The organism is Streptomyces sp. FXJ1.172, from assembly GCF_001636945.3.
Classification (GTDB): Bacteria; Actinomycetota; Actinomycetes; order Streptomycetales; family Streptomycetaceae; genus Streptomyces.
The window spans coordinates 7204575-7223798 of record NZ_CP119133.2; the positions used below are offsets into that span (position 1 = coordinate 7204575).

Annotated in this window: 18 protein-coding genes; 9 read left to right on the forward strand and 9 right to left on the reverse strand. The window is 72.0% G+C overall.

What is annotated here, in order from left to right; genetic code table 11:
* Positions 1-80: 80 nt before the first annotated feature.
* A complete protein-coding gene (locus A6P39_RS32385; protein WP_067052888.1) occupies positions 81-1469 on the forward strand; it encodes an aldehyde dehydrogenase family protein in 1389 nt (462 codons plus the stop codon).
* Between the two features lie 16 nt (positions 1470-1485).
* Complete coding sequence (locus tag A6P39_RS32390) at positions 1486-2568, forward strand: Zn-dependent alcohol dehydrogenase (protein WP_067052891.1); 1083 nt, start codon at positions 1486-1488, stop codon at positions 2566-2568.
* 4 nt (positions 2569-2572) lie between these two features.
* On the opposite strand, the gene A6P39_RS32395 is transcribed toward A6P39_RS32390, so the two are convergent.
* From A6P39_RS32395 to A6P39_RS32405, 3 genes are all read right to left on the reverse strand, one after another.
* Positions 2573-3523, reverse strand: coding sequence for a DMT family transporter (locus tag A6P39_RS32395; RefSeq protein WP_067052894.1), 951 nt, complete (start codon positions 3521-3523; stop codon positions 2573-2575).
* 79 nt (positions 3524-3602) lie between these two features.
* A complete protein-coding gene (locus tag A6P39_RS32400; protein WP_067052939.1) occupies positions 3603-4310 on the reverse strand; it encodes an ArsR/SmtB family transcription factor in 708 nt (235 codons plus the stop codon).
* A 41-nt stretch (positions 4311-4351) separates the two neighbouring features.
* The gene (locus A6P39_RS32405; protein ID WP_067052897.1) at positions 4352-4999 is read right to left on the reverse strand and encodes a TetR/AcrR family transcriptional regulator; all 648 of its coding nucleotides are present in this window, start codon (positions 4997-4999) and stop codon (positions 4352-4354) included.
* Between the two features lie 105 nt (positions 5000-5104).
* On the opposite strand from A6P39_RS32405, the gene A6P39_RS32410 reads away from it, so the two are divergent.
* From A6P39_RS32410 to A6P39_RS32420, 3 genes are all read left to right on the forward strand, one after another.
* Positions 5105-6256: an acyl-CoA dehydrogenase family protein gene (locus A6P39_RS32410; RefSeq protein WP_067052942.1), complete on the forward strand. Its 1152-nt coding sequence runs from the start codon at positions 5105-5107 to the stop codon at positions 6254-6256.
* A gap of 85 nt (positions 6257-6341) precedes the next feature.
* On the forward strand, positions 6342-6629 hold the full coding sequence (locus A6P39_RS32415; protein WP_067052900.1) for a YiaA/YiaB family inner membrane protein: 288 nt from the start codon (positions 6342-6344) through the stop codon (positions 6627-6629).
* A gap of 73 nt (positions 6630-6702) precedes the next feature.
* The gene (locus tag A6P39_RS32420) at positions 6703-7326 is read left to right on the forward strand and encodes a TetR/AcrR family transcriptional regulator (protein WP_067052903.1); all 624 of its coding nucleotides are present in this window, start codon (positions 6703-6705) and stop codon (positions 7324-7326) included.
* A 13-nt stretch (positions 7327-7339) separates the two neighbouring features.
* Here the strand turns inward: A6P39_RS32420 and A6P39_RS32425 are convergent, their stop codons facing one another.
* Entirely contained in the window at positions 7340-7801 is a 462-nt protein-coding gene (locus A6P39_RS32425) for a MaoC family dehydratase (RefSeq protein ID WP_067052906.1), read from the reverse strand.
* Positions 7802-7906: 105 nt separating this feature from the next.
* Here A6P39_RS32425 and soxR point away from each other — a divergent pair, with 105 nt between their 5' ends.
* The gene (gene soxR, locus A6P39_RS32430) at positions 7907-8365 is read left to right on the forward strand and encodes a redox-sensitive transcriptional activator SoxR (RefSeq protein ID WP_067052910.1); all 459 of its coding nucleotides are present in this window, start codon (positions 7907-7909) and stop codon (positions 8363-8365) included.
* Between the two features lie 24 nt (positions 8366-8389).
* On the opposite strand, the gene A6P39_RS32435 is transcribed toward soxR, so the two are convergent.
* The 3 genes from A6P39_RS32435 to A6P39_RS32445 all read right to left on the reverse strand — a co-directional run bounded on the left by A6P39_RS32435 (position 8390) and on the right by A6P39_RS32445 (position 11024).
* Positions 8390-9457 (reverse strand): RNA ligase (ATP), encoded by a 1068-nt coding sequence (locus tag A6P39_RS32435; RefSeq protein WP_275883927.1) that lies wholly within the window; start codon positions 9455-9457, stop codon positions 8390-8392.
* A 93-nt stretch (positions 9458-9550) separates the two neighbouring features.
* Entirely contained in the window at positions 9551-10309 is a 759-nt protein-coding gene (locus A6P39_RS32440) for a 3-keto-5-aminohexanoate cleavage protein (protein ID WP_067050711.1), read from the reverse strand.
* A 112-nt stretch (positions 10310-10421) separates the two neighbouring features.
* Positions 10422-11024 carry a hypothetical protein gene (locus A6P39_RS32445; RefSeq protein ID WP_067050689.1) on the reverse strand — a complete coding sequence of 201 codons (603 nt, stop codon included), beginning with the start codon at positions 11022-11024 and terminating at the stop codon, positions 10422-10424.
* Between the two features lie 230 nt (positions 11025-11254).
* Here A6P39_RS32445 and A6P39_RS32450 point away from each other — a divergent pair, with 230 nt between their 5' ends.
* Entirely contained in the window at positions 11255-14041 is a 2787-nt protein-coding gene (locus A6P39_RS32450; protein WP_067050685.1) for a penicillin acylase family protein, read from the forward strand.
* Positions 14042-14065: 24 nt separating this feature from the next.
* Here the strand turns inward: A6P39_RS32450 and A6P39_RS32455 are convergent, their stop codons facing one another.
* Together A6P39_RS32455 and A6P39_RS32460 are read right to left on the reverse strand one after the other, a co-directional pair.
* The gene (locus A6P39_RS32455; protein WP_067050682.1) at positions 14066-15361 is read right to left on the reverse strand and encodes a serine-threonine protein kinase; all 1296 of its coding nucleotides are present in this window, start codon (positions 15359-15361) and stop codon (positions 14066-14068) included.
* 93 nt (positions 15362-15454) lie between these two features.
* Positions 15455-16678, reverse strand: coding sequence for an exo-beta-N-acetylmuramidase NamZ family protein (locus A6P39_RS32460; protein WP_067050679.1), 1224 nt, complete (start codon positions 16676-16678; stop codon positions 15455-15457).
* Positions 16679-16783: 105 nt separating this feature from the next.
* Between A6P39_RS32460 and A6P39_RS32465 the strand changes: the two genes are divergently transcribed.
* On the forward strand, positions 16784-17557 hold the full coding sequence (locus A6P39_RS32465; RefSeq protein ID WP_067050677.1) for an SDR family oxidoreductase: 774 nt from the start codon (positions 16784-16786) through the stop codon (positions 17555-17557).
* Entirely contained in the window at positions 17554-19221 is a 1668-nt protein-coding gene (locus A6P39_RS32470; RefSeq protein WP_067050673.1) for a class I adenylate-forming enzyme family protein, read from the forward strand. Before A6P39_RS32465 ends, A6P39_RS32470 begins: the two co-directional genes overlap by 4 nt.
* Positions 19222-19224: the final 3 nt, after the last annotated feature.

Below are 19224 nucleotides of genomic sequence, written 5' to 3' on the forward strand. Positions count from 1 at the left end.
GGCAGGGCACGTATGGCGCAGAAAAACTAACGCCGCTAGTTTGTGTGCCGGACGACGCGGACCCGCCGGGAGGAAGCAGCATGAAGGCACATGACGCCCTGTACATCGACGGCGCCTGGCGCCCCGCCGAGAACAGGGACGTGATCGAGGTCGTGAACCCGGCCGACGAGCAGATCATCGGCCGCGTCCCGGCCGGCGGCGCGCTGGACGTCGACACCGCCGTCCGCGCGGCCCGGGCCGCCCTGCCCGCCTGGGCCGCCACACCCCCGGCCGAGCGCGCCGCACGCCTGACCGCGCTCCGGGACGTCCTCGTGGCCCGCAAGGACGAGATCGCCGAGACGGTCACCGCCGAACTGGGCGCGCCGCTGCCGTTCTCGCAGGCCGTGCACGCGGCCGTGCCGATCGCGGTCGCCGGCTCCTACGCCGAGCTGGCCGCCGCCCACCCCTTCGAGGAGAAGGTCGGCAACTCCACCGTCCTGCACGAGCCGGTCGGTGTGGTCGGCGCGATCACCCCCTGGAACTACCCCCTGCACCAGATCGTCGCCAAGGTCGCCCCGGCCCTCGCCGCCGGCTGCACGATCGTCCTCAAGCCCGCCGAGGACACCCCGCTCACCGCCCAGCTGTTCGCCGAGGCCGTCCATGAAGCGGGCGTCCCGGCAGGTGTGTTCAACCTGGTCACCGGCCTCGGCCCGGTCGCCGGCCAGGCCCTCGCCGAGCACCCGGGCGTCGACCTCGTCTCCTTCACCGGCTCCACGGCCGTCGGCCGGCAGATCGGCGCGGCGGCCGGCGCTGCCGTGAAGCGGGTCGCCCTCGAACTCGGCGGCAAGTCCGCCAACGTCATCCTGCCGAGCGCCGACCTCGCCAAGGCGGTGAACGTCGGCGTGGCCAACGTGATGTCCAATTCGGGCCAGACGTGCAGCGCCTGGACCCGCATGCTGGTCCACCGCGACCGGTACGACGAGGCCGTCGAACTGGCCGCCGCGGCCGCCGCCAAGTACGGGGACCGCATCGGCCCGGTCGTCAACGCCAAGCAGCAGGCGCGGGTGCGCGGTTACATCGACCAGGGCCTCGCCGAGGGCGCCCGCCTGGTCGCCGGCGGCTGCGAATCCCCGCACGAGAAGGGCTACTTCGTCAGCCCGACGGTCCTCGCGGACGTCACCCCGGAGATGACCGTCGCCCAGGAGGAGATCTTCGGCCCGGTCCTGTCGATCCTGCGGTACGACGACGAGGAGGACGCCCTGCGCATCGCCAACGGCACGGTGTACGGCCTCGCGGGTGCCGTCTGGGCCGGCGACGAGGCCGAGGCGGTCGCCTTCGCCCGGCGCATGGACACCGGCCAGGTCGACATCAACGGCGGCCGGTTCAACCCCCTCGCCCCCTTCGGCGGTTACAAGCAGTCCGGGGTCGGCCGGGAACTCGGCGCGCACGGACTCGCCGAGTACCTCCAGACCAAGTCCCTCCAGTTCTAAGGAAGCACGCGAACCCATGGCCGTACGAGCCGCCGTCCTGCCCGCCATCGGCGCCCCCCTGGAGATCACCGCCGTCGACCTGCCCGACCCGGGCCCCGGACAGGTCCGCGTCCGCCTCGCCGCCGCCGGTGTCTGCCACTCCGACCTGTCCCTGTCCAACGGCACCATGCGGGTGCCGGTCCCGGCCGTCCTCGGCCACGAGGGCGCGGGCACGGTCGTGGCCGTGGGCGAGGGCGTCGCCCATGTCACCGAGGGCGACCCCGTGGTCCTCAACTGGGCCCCGTCCTGCGGGGGTTGCCACGCCTGCGCGCTCGGCGAGGTCTGGCTGTGCGCCAACGCCCTGGGCGGCGCGGCCGACGTCTACGCCCGCACCGCCGACGGCACCGACCTGCACCCCGGGCTGAACGTGGCCGCGTTCGCCGAGGAGACGGTGGTCTCGGCGTCCTGCGTCCTCCCGCTCCCCGAGGGCGTACCGCTGGCGGACGCCGCCCTCCTCGGCTGCGCCGTCCTCACCGGCTACGGCGCCGTCCACCACTCGGCGAAGGTCCGCCCCGGCGAGACGGTCGCAGTGTTCGGCGTGGGCGGGGTGGGTCTCGCCACCCTCCAGTCGGCCCGGATCGCGGGCGCGTCCCGGATCATCGCCGTCGACGTCTCCCCGCAGAAGGAGGAACTGGCGCGGGCGGCGGGCGCGACGGACTACGTCCTCGCCTCCGGCACGACCGCGCGCGAGATCCGCGCCCTCACCGGCAAGCAGGGCGTGGACGTCTCGGTGGAGTGCGTGGGCCGCGCGGTGAGCATCCGCGCCGCCTGGGACGCCACCCGCCGGGGCGGCCGTACGACGGTCGTCGGCATCGGCGGCAAGGACCAGGAGGTCACCTTCAACGCCCTGGAGATCTTCCACTGGGGCCGCACCCTCTCCGGCTGCGTCTACGGCAACACCGACCCGGCCCGCGACCTGCCGGTGCTCGCGGAGCACGTGCGGGAGGGCCGCCTGGACCTGGCCGCCCTGGTCACCGAACGCATCACCCTGGAGGACATCCCGACCGCCTTCGACAACATGCTGGCGGGGAAGGGGGGCCGGGCGCTGGTGGTGTTCTGACGCCTCAGACGACCTTCTCGGGTCGCTCGGGACGCGGCTCCTCACCGGCCGCGACCCGGACCGTCCGGCCGCCACGGGCCCGGGACCGCGACACCGCCACGCCCGCGAGACACAGCACACCGCCGCCCAGCGTGAGCAGGCCTGGCACCTCGCCGAGCACCAGCCACGACATCAGCACGACCAGCGCCGGCACGGCGTACGTCGTCACGCCCATCCGGCTGGCGGTCGTGCGGGCCAGCGCGTAGGCCCAGGTGGTGAAGGCGAGGGCGGTCGGGAAGATGCCCAGGTACACCATGTTCAGCGTCGCCGACGCGGGCGCGTGGGCGACCTCGTGCGCCAGCTGCCCGGCGAACGGCAGACAGGCCACGGCGCCGACCAGGCACCCGAACGTCGTCACCTGCAGGGCACTCGCGTGGCCCAGGGCCGGCTTCTGCGCGACGACACCGGAGGCGTACGCCACGGCGGCGAGCAGGCACAGCAACACGCCGAGCACCGAGTTGCGGCCGCCGCCCGACATCGACAGCCCCACGGTCACCGCGCCCGCGAACGACACGGCCATCCCGGCCAGCAGTCGCGGCGGCATCGGATCACCGAGCAGCCGGGCGCCGAGCAGGGCTATCAGTAGCGGGCCGACGTTCACCACGAGGGCGGCGGTGCCGGCGTCCACCTGCTGCTCGCCCCAGTTCAGGGCGACCATGTAGAAGCCGAACCACAGGAGTCCGGAGACCAGGATCCCGCGCCAGGCGGCCCTGGGCGGCAGCCCTTCCCGGCGTACGGCCCATATGACCCCCAGCGCGAGGGCCCCCGACGCCAGCCGCCCCAGGGCCAGCGCACCGGGGGAGTACTCCTGCCCCGCACTCCGGATCGCCACGAAGGCGGAGGCCCAGAGGACGACGGTCACGCAGGCAGCGCCGGTGGCGAGCAGTCGGGCGCGGCTTCGGTTGGCGTTCATCATGCTCCTGAGGTTAGGTACGGATCGTTGACTGGGCTGGCGGATATCGGACGGCCACACAACGTCCCCCCGGTGGCCGGATTCAGCGCAACGCCTCCGAAGTGATCCCCAACAGGTCCGACAGCACCCGCTCCCCCGAGGGAGTCACCTTCACTGCCCGTTCCGACCCGATCCGCACGCACCACCCCGCGTCCAGCGCATGCCGGCACAACGCGGCCCCCGCCGCCCCCGCGAGATGAGGCCGCCGCTCGGTCCAGTCCAGGCACGCACGGGCGAGCGGACGCCGGCTCGACACGTTCAGCGGAATACCCGCCGCGCCGAACCACTGCACCCCCGCATCCGTGAGCGCGAACCCCGTGTCCTGCCGCAGCAAGCCCCGCCGGGTCAGCGCATCGGTGACCGCGATCCCGAGCCGCCCCGCGAGATGGTCGTAACAGGTACGCCCCCGGGCCATCGCGGACCTCGCGCTCGACTCCCCCAGCGAACGTGGCCGTTCACCCGACGCGGGCACAAGCGCCGCGAGTTCCTCGACCAGCCCCGCCGCACGCGCGTCGGCCAGCCGCACATACCGATGGCGCCCCTGGCGTTCCTCCGCGAGCAGGCCCCCGGCCACCAGCTTGCCCAGGTGCTCGCTGAGCGTGGACGCGGCGACCCCGGCGTGCCGGGCCAGTTCACCGGCGGTCCAGGCCCGCCCGTCGAGCAGTGCCAGCAGACACGCGGCCCGGGTCTCGTCGGCGATCAGCGCGGCGAGCGACGCGAGTCCGGCGGCCTGCGGATCCTTCGTGGTCATGCCACCCAGCATGCGGTACGGACACTTCGGCGCCCACCGAACTATCGCTGCACGCTCTGCCGTGCCTGCTCGAACTGCTGCGCCAGCCCGTCCAGCAGTGCCGTCAGCCCCGTCTCGAAGGCCCTCTCGTCGATCTTCTCCTGCTGCTCGGCGAGGAGGTGGGCCTGGCCGAGGTGGGGATAGTCGGCGGGGTCGTACGCGCTCGCGTCGTCCACGAAGCCGCCGGCGAACGAGCCGAGCGCCGAGCCCATGATGAAGTACCGCATCAGGGCGCCGATCGAGGTGGCCTGGGCCGGCGGCCAGCCCGCGTCGACCATCGCGCCGTACACCGCGTCGGCCAGCCGCAGCGCGGCCGGGCGGCGGCCCGGCCCACGGGCGAGGACCGGGACGATGTTCGGGTGGTCGCGCAGGGCGGCCCGGTAGGAGACGGCCCAGTCGTGCAGCGCGGTGCGCCAGTCGCGGCCGTCCTCGAACATCGCCAGGTCCACCAGTGCACTCACCGAGTCCGCGACCGCCTCGAGGATCTCGTCCTTGGTGCGGAAGTGGTTGTAGAGCGAGGGCCCGCTCACCCCCAGCTCGGCGGCGAGCCGGCGGGTGGAGACGGCCGCCAGTCCCTCCCGGTCCACGAGGTCCCGGGCCGTCGCGACGATCCGGTCGGTGCTGAGGAGGGGCTTGCGCGGTCGGGCCATGGCGCACATAGTAGGGCTGCGAACGGAAACTAGCAGTGCTAATTTAAATGTACGGCTTTCAAGATCCATCCGGTGTGGATCCATCTGGTGTGGGGTGATCTCGTGGTGAACCTGGAGCTGAGCGAGGAGCAGGCCGCCGTGCGGCAGCTCGCCCGGGACTTCGTGGCACGCGAGATCGCCCCGCACGTCGTGGCGTGGGACCGTGCCGAGGAGGTCGACCGGGGCATCGTGAAGAAGCTCGGCGAGGTCGGCTTCCTCGGGCTGACCGTCGACGAGGAGTACGGCGGCTGTGGCGGCGACCATCTCGCGTACTGCCTGGTCACGGAGGAGCTGGGGCGCGGCGACTCCTCCGTGCGCGGCATCGTCTCCGTCTCCCTCGGGCTCGTCGCCAAGACGATCGCCGCCTGGGGCGACGAGGAGCAGAAGCGGCGGTGGCTGCCCGGGCTGACCTCGGGGGAGTACGTCGGCTGCTTCGGCCTCACCGAGCCCGGCACCGGCTCCGACGCGGGCAATCTCACCACCCGTGCCGTACGCGACGGCGACGGCTACGTCATCAACGGCGCGAAGATGTTCATCACGAACGGGACCTGGGCGGATGTCGTCCTGCTCTTCGCCCGCTCCACCGACGCCCCCGGCCACAAGGGCGTCAGCGCCTTCCTCGTGCCCACCGACACCCCTGGCCTGACCCGCCGCACCATCCACGGCAAGCTCGGCCTGCGCGGCCAGGCCACCGCCGAACTCGCCTTCGAGGACGTCCGGGTGCCCGCCTCGGCGATGCTGGGACAGGAGGGCAAGGGCTTCTCCGTGGCCATGTCGGCGCTCGCCAAGGGGCGGATGTCGGTGGCGGCCGGCTGCGTCGGCATAGCCCAGGCGGCACTGGACGCGGCCGTGCGGTACGCCGGTGAGCGCGAGCAGTTCGGCAAGCCGATCGCCCGTCACCAGCTGGTTCAGGAGCTGATCAGCGACATCGCCGTCGACGTGGACGCGGCCCGGCTGCTGACCTGGCGGGTCGCCGATCTGATCGACCGCGGGCAGCCCTTCGCCGTCGAGTCCTCCAAGGCCAAGCTGTTCGCCTCCGAGGCGGCCGTCCGCGCCGCCAACAACGCCCTGCAGGTCTTCGGCGGTTACGGCTACATCGACGAGTACCCGGTGGGCAAACTCCTGCGCGACGCCCGGGTGATGACCCTCTACGAGGGCACCAGCCAGATCCAGAAACTCCTCATCGGGCGTTCCCTGACCGGGGTTTCGGCATTCTGAGCGGCTGTCCGGCCGAGTCCGGCTGAGTACGTCCCTGAGTACTTCGGCGGATGTGGTGCAGGCCACCTCCGCCGATGCTCTTCCCATGAGTGACACACCGGTCAAGCAGCAGAGCACGGCCGCCTTCTACGGCCAGGCCGTCGCCTCCTTCGCCGTCGCGATGTCGGCCACCGCCATCGGCATCTACCAGCTCGACACCAGCGCCTGGGTCAGGGCGTTCCTCGCCATCGCGGTCCTGTACCTCGTCACCTCCGCCTTCACCCTCGCCAAGGTGATCCGGGACCGCCAGGAGGCCGGGCAGATCGTCAGCCGGGTCGACCAGGCGCGCCTGGAGAAGCTCCTCGCCGAGCACGATCCCTTCGAGAAGATCTGAGCAGGCACGCTAAGCGCCCGCTCACCTTCGGCGGTATGGTGGTGCTCCTGTCACCGAGAGGGGCGAGCGAGCGATGAGTACGGCGGAGGAGACGACCGGCGGCGAGATGGAGCCGTGGGAACAGGTCACCCCTGACGCGGCCCGGCGGCTGCTCGTCGCCGCCGTGGAGGCCTTCGCCGAGCGCGGCTACCACGCGACGACGACCCGTGACATCGCGGGCCGCGCCGGCATGAGCCCGGCCGCGCTCTACATCCACTACAAGACCAAGGAAGAGCTGCTCCACCGGATCAGCCGGATCGGCCACGACAAGGCCCTCGACATCCTGCGTACGGCGGCGCAGCGGGAGGGCACCGCGGCCGAGCGCCTGGCCGACGCGGTCAGCTCCTTCGTCCGCTGGCACGCCGGGCGGCGCACCACCGCGCGCGTGGTGCAGTACGAACTGGACGCCCTCGGCCCCGAGGCCCGCGCCGAGATCGTCGCGCTGCGCCGCCAGGTCGACGCCGAGGTGCGCGGGATCATCGAGGACGGTGTCGCCGCGGGCGAGTTCGAGGTGCTGGACGTCCACGGCACCACGCTCGCCGTGCTGTCGCTGTGCATCGACGTGGCCCGCTGGTTCACCGTCAACGGCCCGCGCACCCCCGAGGAGGTCGGCGCGCTCTACGCCGACCTCGTGCTGCGGATGGTGGGCGCCGGGTAGGGCGCCCGCCACGTCACAGGTAGTACCGGGACACCGACTCCGCGACGCACACCGGCTTGTCGCCGCCCTCGCGCTCCACGCTGAAGGCGACCGTCACCTGAACACCACCGGTGACGTCCTCGACGCCGGTGATCTTCGCGGTGGCGCGCACCCGGGAGCCGACGGGGACGGGGGCGGGGAAGCGGACCTTGTTCGTGCCGTAGTTCACGCCCATCTTCACGCCCTCGACCTGGATCAGCTGCGGGCCGAACAGCGGCAGCAGCGAGAGGGTCAGGTAGCCGTGGGCGATCGTGGTCCCGAAGGGCCCCGCCGCTGCCTTCTCCGGGTCCACGTGGATCCACTGGTGGTCCCCCGTGGCGTCGGCGAACAGGTCGATCCGCTTCTGGTCGACCTCCAGCCAGTCGGTGTACCCCAGCTGCTCGCCCACGGCCGCCTTCAGCTCGTCGGGGGAGGTGAAGGTCCTCGGTTCTGCCATGTTCCCGGCCTCTCGCTCGCATGTCTAAGCAACTGCTTAGCATGCTCGGGTGTGCGGCGCCTGTCAACGGACCGCGGCCGGGATCGGATCGGTAGTCTCGGAGGAGTGCCCCAGATTCCCGAGAAGATCCACGAGCTGACCGTGGGCCAGCTGTCCGCGCGCAGCGGCGCCGCCGTCTCCGCCCTGCACTTCTACGAGTCCAAGGGGTTGATCAGCAGCCGCCGCACCACCGGCAACCAGCGCCGCTACAGCCGGGACACCCTGCGCCGGGTGGCCTTCGTCCGCGCGGCCCAGCGGGTCGGCATCCCGCTGGCCACGATCCGGGACGCCCTGGCGGAACTTCCCGAGGAACGGACGCCGACCCGCGAGGACTGGGCCCGGCTGTCGGAGAAGTGGCGCTCGGAACTCGACGAACGCATCAAGCAGCTGAACCGTTTGCGCGATCATCTGACCGACTGCATCGGCTGCGGATGCCTGTCCCTGGAGAACTGCGTCCTGTCCAACCCGGACGACGTGTCCGGCGAACGGCTGACGGGATCCCGGCTGCTGGCGGAGGGGCGCTGACCGCCGCGCCCCTCGCGCACGTGCCTACTCGTACTCGGTCCCGCCCTTGCGCGTCAGGTACGCCGGGCTCACCGCCTTCGCGATCGCCCGGCCCCCGGTCGCCGCGCTGTACCGCTCCACCGCGGGCCGTATCACCACTCCCTCCCGCAGGTGCAGCCCCCGCCCGGACACGGTCTCCCGGCCGCTCGCGAACTGCCGTACCCGCTCGATGTCGTACGGCCCCGCGTACAGCCGGGGCACCACCGGCAGCGCCCCCTCCAGCAGTTCGGCCGCGTCCAGCCACCGCACCGCCCCGTCGATCTCGGCCGACACGTCGAACGCCGCGTACCCCAGCGTGTCCCGCCGCCCGTCCGCGCCGTACGTCAGGTCCTGCACCCCCGCGCCGTACACCTCCCCGAAGATGCCCGCCCGCGTGGCGCCCAGCCGCTCGCAGAGCCTCGCCGCGGCCTCGGCGACGCCGTGCGAGCGCACCGCCCGCCAGTACAGGTTCCGCGGGTCCTCCCGCAGCGCCAGGGACTTGGCGCCGAAGCCCTTGGAGGACACGTACACCCGTTTCTCGTCGGCGACGTACGTGACCAGGCATGCCGAACCGTGCAGCTTCTCCGTCAGGACGACCGGCTCGCCCGGCGCGAAGATGTCCGGATAGCGCTGGATGTTCTCGATGTCGACCCAGGGCAGCAGTGCGGGGGCGGCCTCCACCTCGCCGTTCATGGTCGGCGGGATCGGCGGCACCCACTTGGTGACGCCCAGCCGCTCGGCGAAGTCCGTCCCCTCGGCCGCCGCGCGTGCCAGGTCGACGCCCGCGAGCGCCCGCGGCCGGCACACGATGCCCTGGGACAGCTCGCCGCGCAGCCGCACCGCCTTGACCCGGTTGGCCTCGCCGCCCGCCAGCCGCCCGGTCAGCCCCAGCTCCTCGATCAGCCCGGGCGTCAGCACGGACTGCTCGGGGATGTAGACGGCGGCAACACCGGTGCGGTAGGCACCCTTGGCGACGACCGCTCGGTACAAGCCCACCTGGGCCAGTTCCAGCGCGTCGGCGTTCGGATGCTCGTGGACGGTCAGCACTTCGGCGGTGACGCGCAGCGTCGACATCACAACTCCTCGGACGAGTGGGCACGTTGACGGCCCTCAGGCGTGTTTCATCGCGTCCCACTGTCCGGGCCGCAAACGGGTGGAGCCAGCGGATTAGCGGCTGGTACCGTCGCGGTCCCCGGCCGGGCGTGCAGGCCGGGACCGTGCGTACTGGACGAGTCCCTGCGCGACCAACTGCCCGTTGCCGCCCGCCCGTCGGCCGTCCGGCAGGAACAGGGTGTCCTCCAGGCCGATCCGGGTCGCGAGCCCGAGCCGGCCGGCCAGGCGCAGCACCGGCCAGGTGCCGCCCTCCTCGCCGTGCAGCAGGACCGGGCGGGCGAACGCCCCGCCGAGGCCGGACAGCAGGGCCCGCGCCGAGGACTGAGCGGTCGCCGGGTCCGGGTCCGTCACCTCCGCCAGCACCCGCAGCACTCTCGGCCCGAGCGGGGAGCGCGTGAACCGGGCCGCGCCGTCGGTGCCGGACCAGATGCCCGCCTCCACGCCCACGCCCATGTCCAGCAACTGCGCGGCCACGGCTTCGGCGCCCGGCTCGTGCCAGTTGACCGAGGCGAAGTCGGGCCGCACCGGCCAGTCGCGCACCCGGGCGAGCCGGGCCGCCGGATCGGGCTCCGCCCAGGCGCCGGTCGTCACCCCCACCGGCACCGCCACCCGCGCCCGGATCGCCTCCAGCACCGGCGCGAGCACCCGCGGGGAGAGACTGTCCCTGCCGCACGGCGTCTTCGGATGGACATGCACCGCCGTGGCCCCGGCCGCGACCGCCTCCGCCGCCGAACGCGCCATGTCCTTCGGCGACATGGGAACCCCCGCGCCGTCGGCGGCCGTACGGCGCCCGTTCAGACATACCTGCACCATGGCCCCGATCGTGTCATCCGCCACTGACAACGGCTCCTCGGCCGCGGCGCCGTCGGGGGCACGGCATCCCCTGCGCACCCCCGGAAAAGCCCCCCGTTGCACCACCGGCCCCTCAGGCCGACATCAGCAGTCCCCCGCGCCGCGCGTACTCCAGCGTCTGCGGGGTGAGTACCGGACGGGGGACGAGTATCCCGCAGTCCGTGCAGACCGGGCCGGACGAGGGTTCGTGGTCCAGGCCGTAGCGCCAGACCAGGCGGTCCGCGCCGCACACCGGGCAGGACGCGCCCGGCTCGCGCTTGAGGGCGGCGATCAGCCGGCGCAGCACCTCCGCGAGGGGCTCGCCGGGGTGCACCCGCGGGTCGTCGCACCAGGCGACCCCGAAGCCGCCCCAGGTCAGCCGGTGCCAGTCGTCCACGGTGCCCGGCCGGCGCAGCCCGTCGTGCTTCTCCTTCCTGCGCCGCTCGGTGAAGTCGGTCTCGTAGGCGAGCCAGACGGAACGGGCCTCCTCCAGCTCCTCCAGTGCGGCCACGAGCCGCGCCGGGTCGGGGGAGCGGTCCTCGGAGCCGAAGCCCGCCCGGGAGCACAGATGGTCCCAGGTCGCCCGATGCCCGTAAGGGGCGAACTTCTCAAGGCACTTGCGCAGTGAGTACCGCCGCAGTGCCAGATCGCAGTCCGGATCGCGTACCTGTCTCGCCAGACTCCGGAAACCGGCCATCGCCCTGCACCTCCGTCACACCTGCACCTGTACTTCGGTCACTTCGGCGTTGTCGCACGGACTTCGCACGACGTCGACGAGTAGACGTATCGACAGGCGATTCGGCTCCATCTCTTCGCGTGCGGTTCTCTTGCGTTCTTCTTGCGGACTCCAAAAAGTGACGCATGTTCATCTTCAAACTCGGGGATACCGGCGGTAACGTTCGCGCACCCTTGCCGCTAGGAGCTGCCATGTCACGGCGAACCCCACGCACCGCCCTTGACAGACTGAGAACGTCCCGCCGCTTCACCAGGTTCCTGAAGTCCGCGTCGATCTGCGTCCTCGTCGCCGGACTTCTCTCCCCCCTCACCCAGACGGCGTCCGCCGCCGCGGCCACCGCGTCGAACGACTACTGCGGCGGCCAGTGCTCGGACATCCTGCCGCCCGGCGAGAACGGCAACGCGACGCTCGCGCAGATCCTGCTCAACCAGGCCTTCGGCACCCAGCCTTCGCACGCCGAGGACCAGCTCGGCCCGTACGCCGGCCTGGCCAAGGGCTACTCGGGGCTGACCGACGCCACGATCAACAACTTCTTCAACGACTCCTCGTTCGGCGTCCCGTCCGACCAGGTCGCCTCCACCGAGAACCCGAGCGGCCGCAGCGATGTGACCATCGTCCGGGACAAGAAGACCGGTGTGCCGCACATCACGGGCACCACCCGCTACGGCACCGAGTACGGCGCCGGCTACGCGGCGGCCGAGGACCGGCTGTGGCTCATGGACGTCTTCCGGCACGTCGGCCGTGGCGAGCTGACCTCCTTCGCCGGCGGGGCCGCCGCCAACCAGGGCCTGGAGCAGCAGTTCTACCGCAACGCGCCGTACACCGAGGCCGACCTGCAGGCGCAGATCGACAACGCGGTGGCCGGCAACGGCGCCCGCGGCCAGCAGGCCCTCGCCGACGCCAATGCCTACCTCGACGGCATCAACGCCTATATCGACGCTTCCGACAGCGGCCGTTACTTCCCCGGCGAGTACGACCTGACCGGTCACAAGGACGCGATCACCAACGCCGGCACCATAGACCACTTCAAGATCACCGACCTGGTGGCGCTGGCCTCCGTCATCGGCTCGCTGTTCGGCTCCGGCGGTGGCGGCGAGGTCAGCAACGCCATCTCGCTGATCGCCGCGCAGTCCAAGTACGGCGTCGAGGAGGGCACCAAGGTCTGGGAGTCCTTCCGCGAGCGCAACGACCCCGAGGCCGCACTGACCGTCCACGACGGCGAGAGCTTCCCGTACGGCGGCAAACCGGACACCGCCAAGGGCCAGGCCCTGCCGGACGCCGGCTCGGTCACCCAGGAACCGCTCGTCTACGACCGCACGGGCAGCGCGGCCTCCGCGGCCGCCAAGAGCACCTCCGCCTCGGCGACGAAGACCACGCTCAGCTCGGCCCACCGAGGGATGTCCAACGCCCTTGTCGTCAGCGGCAAGTACACCGCCAGCGGTCATCCGGTCGCCGTCTTCGGGCCGCAGACCGGGTACTTCGCCCCGCAGCTGCTCATGCTCCAGGAGATCCAGGGCCCGGGCATCAGCGCACGCGGCGCCTCCTTCGCGGGCCTGGGCATGTACGTCGAACTCGGCCGCGGCCAGGACTACTCGTGGTCCGCGACCACCTCCGGCCAGGACATCATCGACACCTACGCCGTCGAGCTGTGCCAGGACGACCACCACTACCTGTACCACGGCACCTGTACCGCCATGGACGAGGTCGAGCAGAAGAACTCCTGGTCACCGACCACGGCCGACAGCACGCCGGCGGGGTCGTACACCATGCGGGTCTGGCGCACGAAGTACGGGCCGGTGGAGTACCGGGCGACCGTCGGCGGCAAGAAGGTCGCCTACACCACCCTGCGCTCGTCGTACCTGCACGAGGCCGACTCGATCATCGGCTTCCAGATGCTGAACGACCCCGGCTTCGTCAAGGGTCCGAAGGACTTCCAGAGCGCGGCCCAGCACATCAACTACACCTTCAACTGGTTCTACGCCGACTCCCAGCACACCGCGTACTACAACAGCGGTGACAACCCGGTCCGGGCCGCCGGGGTCGACGCCGAGTTCCCGGTCTGGGCGCAGGCGGCGTACGAATGGCAGAACTGGAACCCGGACACCAACACGGCCGACTACACCCCGGCCTCCGCCCACCCCAACTCCGTCGACCAGGACTACTACGTCTCCTGGAACAACAAGCAGGCCAAGGACTACACGACCGCCTCCTGGGGCGACGGCTCGGTGCACCGCGGCAATCTGCTGGACGACCGCGTGAAGAAGCTGGTCGCGGCCGGCGGGGTGACCCGGACCAAGCTGGTGCAGGCCATGGCCGATGCGGCCCTCGCCGACCTGCGCGCCGAGGACGTACTGCCCAAGCTGCTGAAGGTGATCAACTCCTCGGCGGTGACCGACTCCACGGCCGCCGCCGCGGTGAGCAAGCTCCAGGCCTGGATCACCGCGGGAGCGGGGCGCACCGAGACCTCGGCGGGTTCGAAGACGTACGCCGACGCCGACGCGATCCGCATCCTGGACGCGTGGTGGCCGCTGCTGGTCAAGGCGGAGTTCGAACCAGGGCTCGGCAGCGACCTGTACACCGACTTCACCGGCAACCTGTCGGTCGACGAGGCCCCGTCCGCCGGACACGGCCCGACCGGCTCGCACGCCGGCAGCTCCTTCCAGTACGGCTGGTGGAGCTATGTCGACAAGGACATCCGGGCGGTGCTCGGGGAGAACGTGCAGGGCGGCCTCGCCGAGAAGTACTGCGGCGGCGGCAACCTCGGCGACTGCCGGAACATCCTGATCAGCACCCTGGACCAGGCCGCCGGCATGACGGCCGCCCAGGTCTACCCGGGCGACAGCCTGTGCTCGGCGGGCGACCAGTGGTGCGCCGACTCGATCGTGCAGCGCACCCTGGGCGGCATCAAGCACGGCAACATCAGCTGGCAGAACCGGCCGACGTTCCAGCAGGTGGTCGAGTACACCTCGCACCGGTGAAGTGACCCGGGCGGCGGGCCGCGCTCAGCCGATGCGGCCCGCCGCCAGGATCACCTGGGCCAGTTCGGGGTGCACGATGTCGCTGTGCGCCCCGGCCGGCGCCCCGCCGCGGCGGACGACCGAGGCCGCGTCGATGCTCACGCACCCCGTCGCCGGCAGCCCCGAGGCCAGCGCGGCCGCCAGGTCCAGCCGCGCGGTCCCCGGCACCGCCTGCACCCCGTCGTGCCCCATGGCACCCCACTGCGGCCCCAGCACGGCCGCGATCTCGCTGCCCACGCACGAGCGGTCGTCCCCGGACAGCCGGGAGGCCAGCGGATAGAACGTGCCGAGCGCCGCGTCGAAGTGCGAGTAGCAGCTCACCAGCGGACCGTCGATCCGCCCCTGCAGATCCTTGAGCGTCCCCGCCTTGTCCGGGGCCTGCGGCAGCCGCTCCGCGAACGCGTAGTGCGAGAAGGCGCCTTGCAGGAGGGTCACGGACTTCACCGAGCGCACCCCCTCGGGCAGCCCGCGCAGCGCGAACGACACCAGCCGCCCGCCGAAGCTGTGCCCGGCCAGGTGCACGCGCACCCCGGGCGCCGCGCCGGCCAGCTTCCCGATCACCGGCCCGAGCCCGTGCTCACCGACCGTCCCCGCGCGCCGCTTCATCGTGTAGTACGCCGCCTGCCGCAGCAGTTCCTTGGCGCCGTTCCAGGGATTCGGGATGCTGAACCCCTCGGAGGGCGCGCCAGGGGCGCCGACCGACGCGAGCGCCTCGGCGAACTCCTCGCACGCGCTCGCCGGGTCCCCGGTGAACACGCCCGGCTCGCCGTCCTCCTCGGTGTCGGCCACGCCGGGCCGTCCCTCCCCGTCGATCAGCTGCCGCACCAGCCGCCCGAACTCCGTCACCCCCTGGGCGCCGTCCGGCCGTTCGTCCAGCATCCGGGCCAGATGGCCGAGCAGGGGCGCCCGGTCCGGGAAGACCGCCAGCAGGGCGCGCCGGGTGTCCGGATCCAGCCCCGCCGTCTGCGGTGCCGCGGCCACGGCCGGCTTCGGGAAGTCCGGGATCGGCTCGTCGCTGAAGCGCATCGACGGCCAGATCACACCGGCGTACCCGAGCCGGGCGTGCGGGGCGAGCCCCGGGAGCGGGGCGAAGAAACGGCGGTACAGCGCGGTCGCGCTCGAACGGTCGTCGTTCCAGCCGTGCGCGAAGACGATCAGGTCACGGACGCCGTACTCCGTGACCTGCGCCACCAGCTGGTCGCGTTCGGTGCCGTCCACGTCCCCGTCGGCGTCGAAGGTCAGCTCCCAGTAGGGAGTCACGCTCATCCCAGGATCCGCCATGCCAGGCTCCCTCGTCGCCCCGGAAACGATGCGCAGCGATGTGGTGCGGACACATCGTCCTGCTCCGGGGCAACCTTGGCCATACACCTCGCCTCACCTGTAGAGGAGATATTCCCTTCGGGTCCGCCGGAACGCGGCCAGTTCGTCCTGCCAGGCCGCGGTCACCTCGTCGGCGGTGGCGCCCGCGTCGATCATCGTGCGCACCCGGGCGGAACCGGTGAGCCTGTCGATCCAGTCGTCCGGCCGCCAGGCGAACCCGTCCCAGACCTTCTTCGCGGTCACCAGCAGCGCGATCCCGGTGCGTACGGGGTCGTAGAGCGTCCGGTCCGTCACATGGATCTGCACCCCGCCCACCGTCCTGCCCGCGAACTTGGAGAACGTGGGCGCGAAGTACGCCTCCCTGAACCGCGCGCCGGGCAGGGCGAGTTCGTTCGCGGCGGCGGCCCAGCGGCCGTCGATGCCCTCGGCGCCGAGCAGTTCGAAGGGCCGGGTCGTGCCCCTGCCCTCCGACAGGCTGGTGCCCTCGAACATGCAGGTGCCGCAGTAGACGAGCGCCGTGTCCGGGGTCGGCATGTTCGGGCTCGGCGGCACCCACGGCAGCGCGGACGTGTCGTACCAGTCGGAGCGCCGCCACCCGCTCATCAGGACGGTGTCCAGCGCGACCGGCCTGCTCAGGAACTCGCCGTTGAACAGCCGGGCCAGCTCCGCGACGGTCATCCCGTGCGCCTGCGCGATCGGCTGCCGCCCGACGAAGGTGGCGAACTCCTTGTGGAGGACCGGCCCCTGGGCCGTGCGGCCGGTCACCGGATTGGGCCGGTCCAGGACGACGAACCGCTTGCCCGCGAGCTGCGCGGCCTCCATGCAGTCGTAGAGCGTCCAGATGTACGTGTAGAAGCGCGCGCCGACGTCCTGGACGTCGAAGACGATCGTGTCGACGCCGGCGGCGGCGAAGACGCCGGCGAGCGCCCGGCCGCTCTTGAGGTACGTGTCGTAGACCGGCAGGCCGGTCGCCGGGTCGGTGGAGCGGCCCTCGGAGCCGCCCGCCTGCGCGGTGCCCCGGAAGCCGTGTTCCGGGCCGAAGACCGCCGTCAGCCTCACCCGGGGGTCGGCGTGCATGACGTCGACGATGTGCTGGACGGTGCGCGTGACGCCCGTGGGGTTGGTGACGATGCCCACGCGCCGGCCCTCGAGGATCGCGTAACCGTCGGCCGCGAGTCTTTCGAAACCGGTGCGGAGCCGTTCGCGGGGGTGGGCTGCGCCTGCGGGGGCGGCTGCCAGCGTGGCCGATGCGAGGAGGTTCCGTCGGGACAGATGCATGTCCGGAGGTTGGCGCCGTCACCCTTTCCCTTACACATACCGACCGGTTAGTCTGGGCCGATCAGGGCCGATGCGCGTCGCGCTTTGTCGTGTCGAAGGAGACCGATGGTGGAAGCCGTGCAGGATGCGGGAGTGGTGGTCACCGGGGCCGGTGGGGGGATCGGGGCCGCGCTGGCCCGGCGGTTCGCCGCCGAGGGGGCGCGGGTCGTCGTGAACGATCTGGACGCCGAGAGGGCGAAGGCGGTCGCCGAGGAGATCGGCGGGATCGCCGTGCCCGGCGACGCCTCCGCGATCGTCGGCGACGCCCGGGACGCGCTCGGCGGCACCGTCGACGTCTACTGCGCGAACGCCGGGGTCGCCTTCGAGGACGGCGGCGAGAGCGGGCCGGCGGCCGAGAAGTCCTGGGCGACCGCCTGGGACGTCAATGTGATGGCGCACGTCCGCGCCGCCCACGAGCTGCTGCCGCACTGGCTGGAGCGCGGGCGCGGGCGGTTCGTGTCCACCGTGTCGGCCGCCGGGCTGCTCACCATGATCGGCGCCCCCTCCTACAGCGTCACCAAGCACGGTGCCTACGCCTTCGCCGAGTGGCTGTCACTGACCTACCGCCACCGGGGCCTGAAGGTGCACGCGATCTGTCCGCAGGGCGTGCGGACGGACATGCTGGCCGCGACCGGCAGCGCCGGGGACCTGGTGCTCCAGCCGACCGCGATCGAGCCGGCGGCCGTCGCGGACGCCCTGTTCCGGGGGATCGAGGAGGACCGCTTCCTGATCCTGCCGCATCCGGAGGTCGCCGAGTACTACCAGGTGCGGGCCACCGATCCGGACCGCTGGCTGAGCGGCATGAACCACATCCAGCGCAAGTGGGAGGAGGCCCGGTGAGCACCTCCCGCTACGCCGACCGGCCCTGGCTGGCCCTGCTCGACGACGCCCAGCGCGGTCCCGTCGACCCCGCCGACTCGCTGGTGCACGCGCTGCGCACCGCCGTCGCCGAGGCCCCCGACCGCACCTTCCTGGCCTACTTCGACGCCCGCCTGAGCTACCGCGAGGTGGACGAGCTGAGCGACTCCGTCGCCGCCCACCTGGCCGCGCGCGGGCTGGAGCGCGGCGACCGGGTGGCCGTGCTGCTGCAGAACTCCCCGCACTTCGTGCTCGCCGTCCTCGGCGCCTGGAAGGCGGGCGCGACCGTCGTCCCGGTCAACCCCATGTACAAGTCGGCCGAGGTGGCGCACGTCCTGCGGGACGGCGAGGTGACCGCGCTGGTCTGCTCCGACCGGGCCTGGGAGGCGTACCTGAGGGACACGGCCGCCGAGTCGCCGGTGCGGATCGTGCTCACCGGGTGCGAGCTGGACTTCCAGACGCGCAACGACGCGCGCGTGCTCGGCTTCGAGCGGCTGCCGCACGCGGCCGACGCCGACGACCTGGTCACCGTCGCCCGGCAGGGCGGCACGGCGCCCGCCGGCCGCGATCCGCGCCCCGGCGACACCGCCCTGATCAGCTACACCTCCGGCACCAGCGGCACACCCAAGGGCGCCATCAACACGCACGGCAACATCATGCACAACGCCGAGCGGCAGAGCACCGGGCTCGGACTGCCCGCGGCGCCGGTCTACTACGCGCTCGCGCCGCTGTTCCACATCACCGGCATGGTCTGCCAGTTCGGGGCCTGCCTCAACAGCGCCGGCACCCTGGTGCTCGCCTACCGCTTCGAGCCCTCACTGGTCCTGGAGGCCTTCGCCGAGCACCGCCCGCACTACACGGTCGGCCCGTCCACCGCCTACATGGCGCTCGCCGCCCACCCGGACGCCACCCGCGAGCACTTCGCCTCGTTCGTGAACATCTCCTCGGGCGGCGCCCCCGTGCCGCCGGCCCTGGTGGAGGGGTTCCGGGAGCGCTTCGGGCCGTACATCCGGGTCGGCTACGGCCTCACCGAGTGCACCGCCCCGTGCGCCTCCGTCCCGCCCGGCCTGGAGGCGCCCGTGGACCCGGTCTCCGGGACGCTGTCCGTCGGTGTGCCCGGCGCGGACACGCTCGTGCGGATCCTGGACGAGCAGGGCGCGGAGGTGCCGTTCGGGGAGCAGGGCGAGATCGTCGTACGAGGTCCGCAGGTGATCCCCGGCTACTGGCGGCGCCCGGACGCCACCGCCGAGACCTTCCCCGACGGCGAGCTGCGCACCGGCGACATCGGCTTCATGGACGAGCAGGGCTGGCTCTATGTCGTCGACCGCAAGAAGGACATGATCAACGCGTCCGGCTTCAAGGTGTGGCCGCGCGAGGTCGAGGACGTGCTGTACACCCATCCGGCGGTGCGCGAGGCGGCCGTCGTCGGTGTCCCCGACGGCTACCGGGGCGAGACCGTCAAGGCCTATATCAGCCTGCGTCCGGGCGCCGAGGCGGACCCGGATGAACTCGCGGTGTACTGCAAGGAGAGACTTGCCGCTTACAAGTACCCGCGCCAGGTGGAGATCCTGACCGACCTGCCCAAGACGGCGAGTGGCAAGATCCTCCGACGGGAACTGCGTTCCCGCGCGCACGAGACTCGATGATCA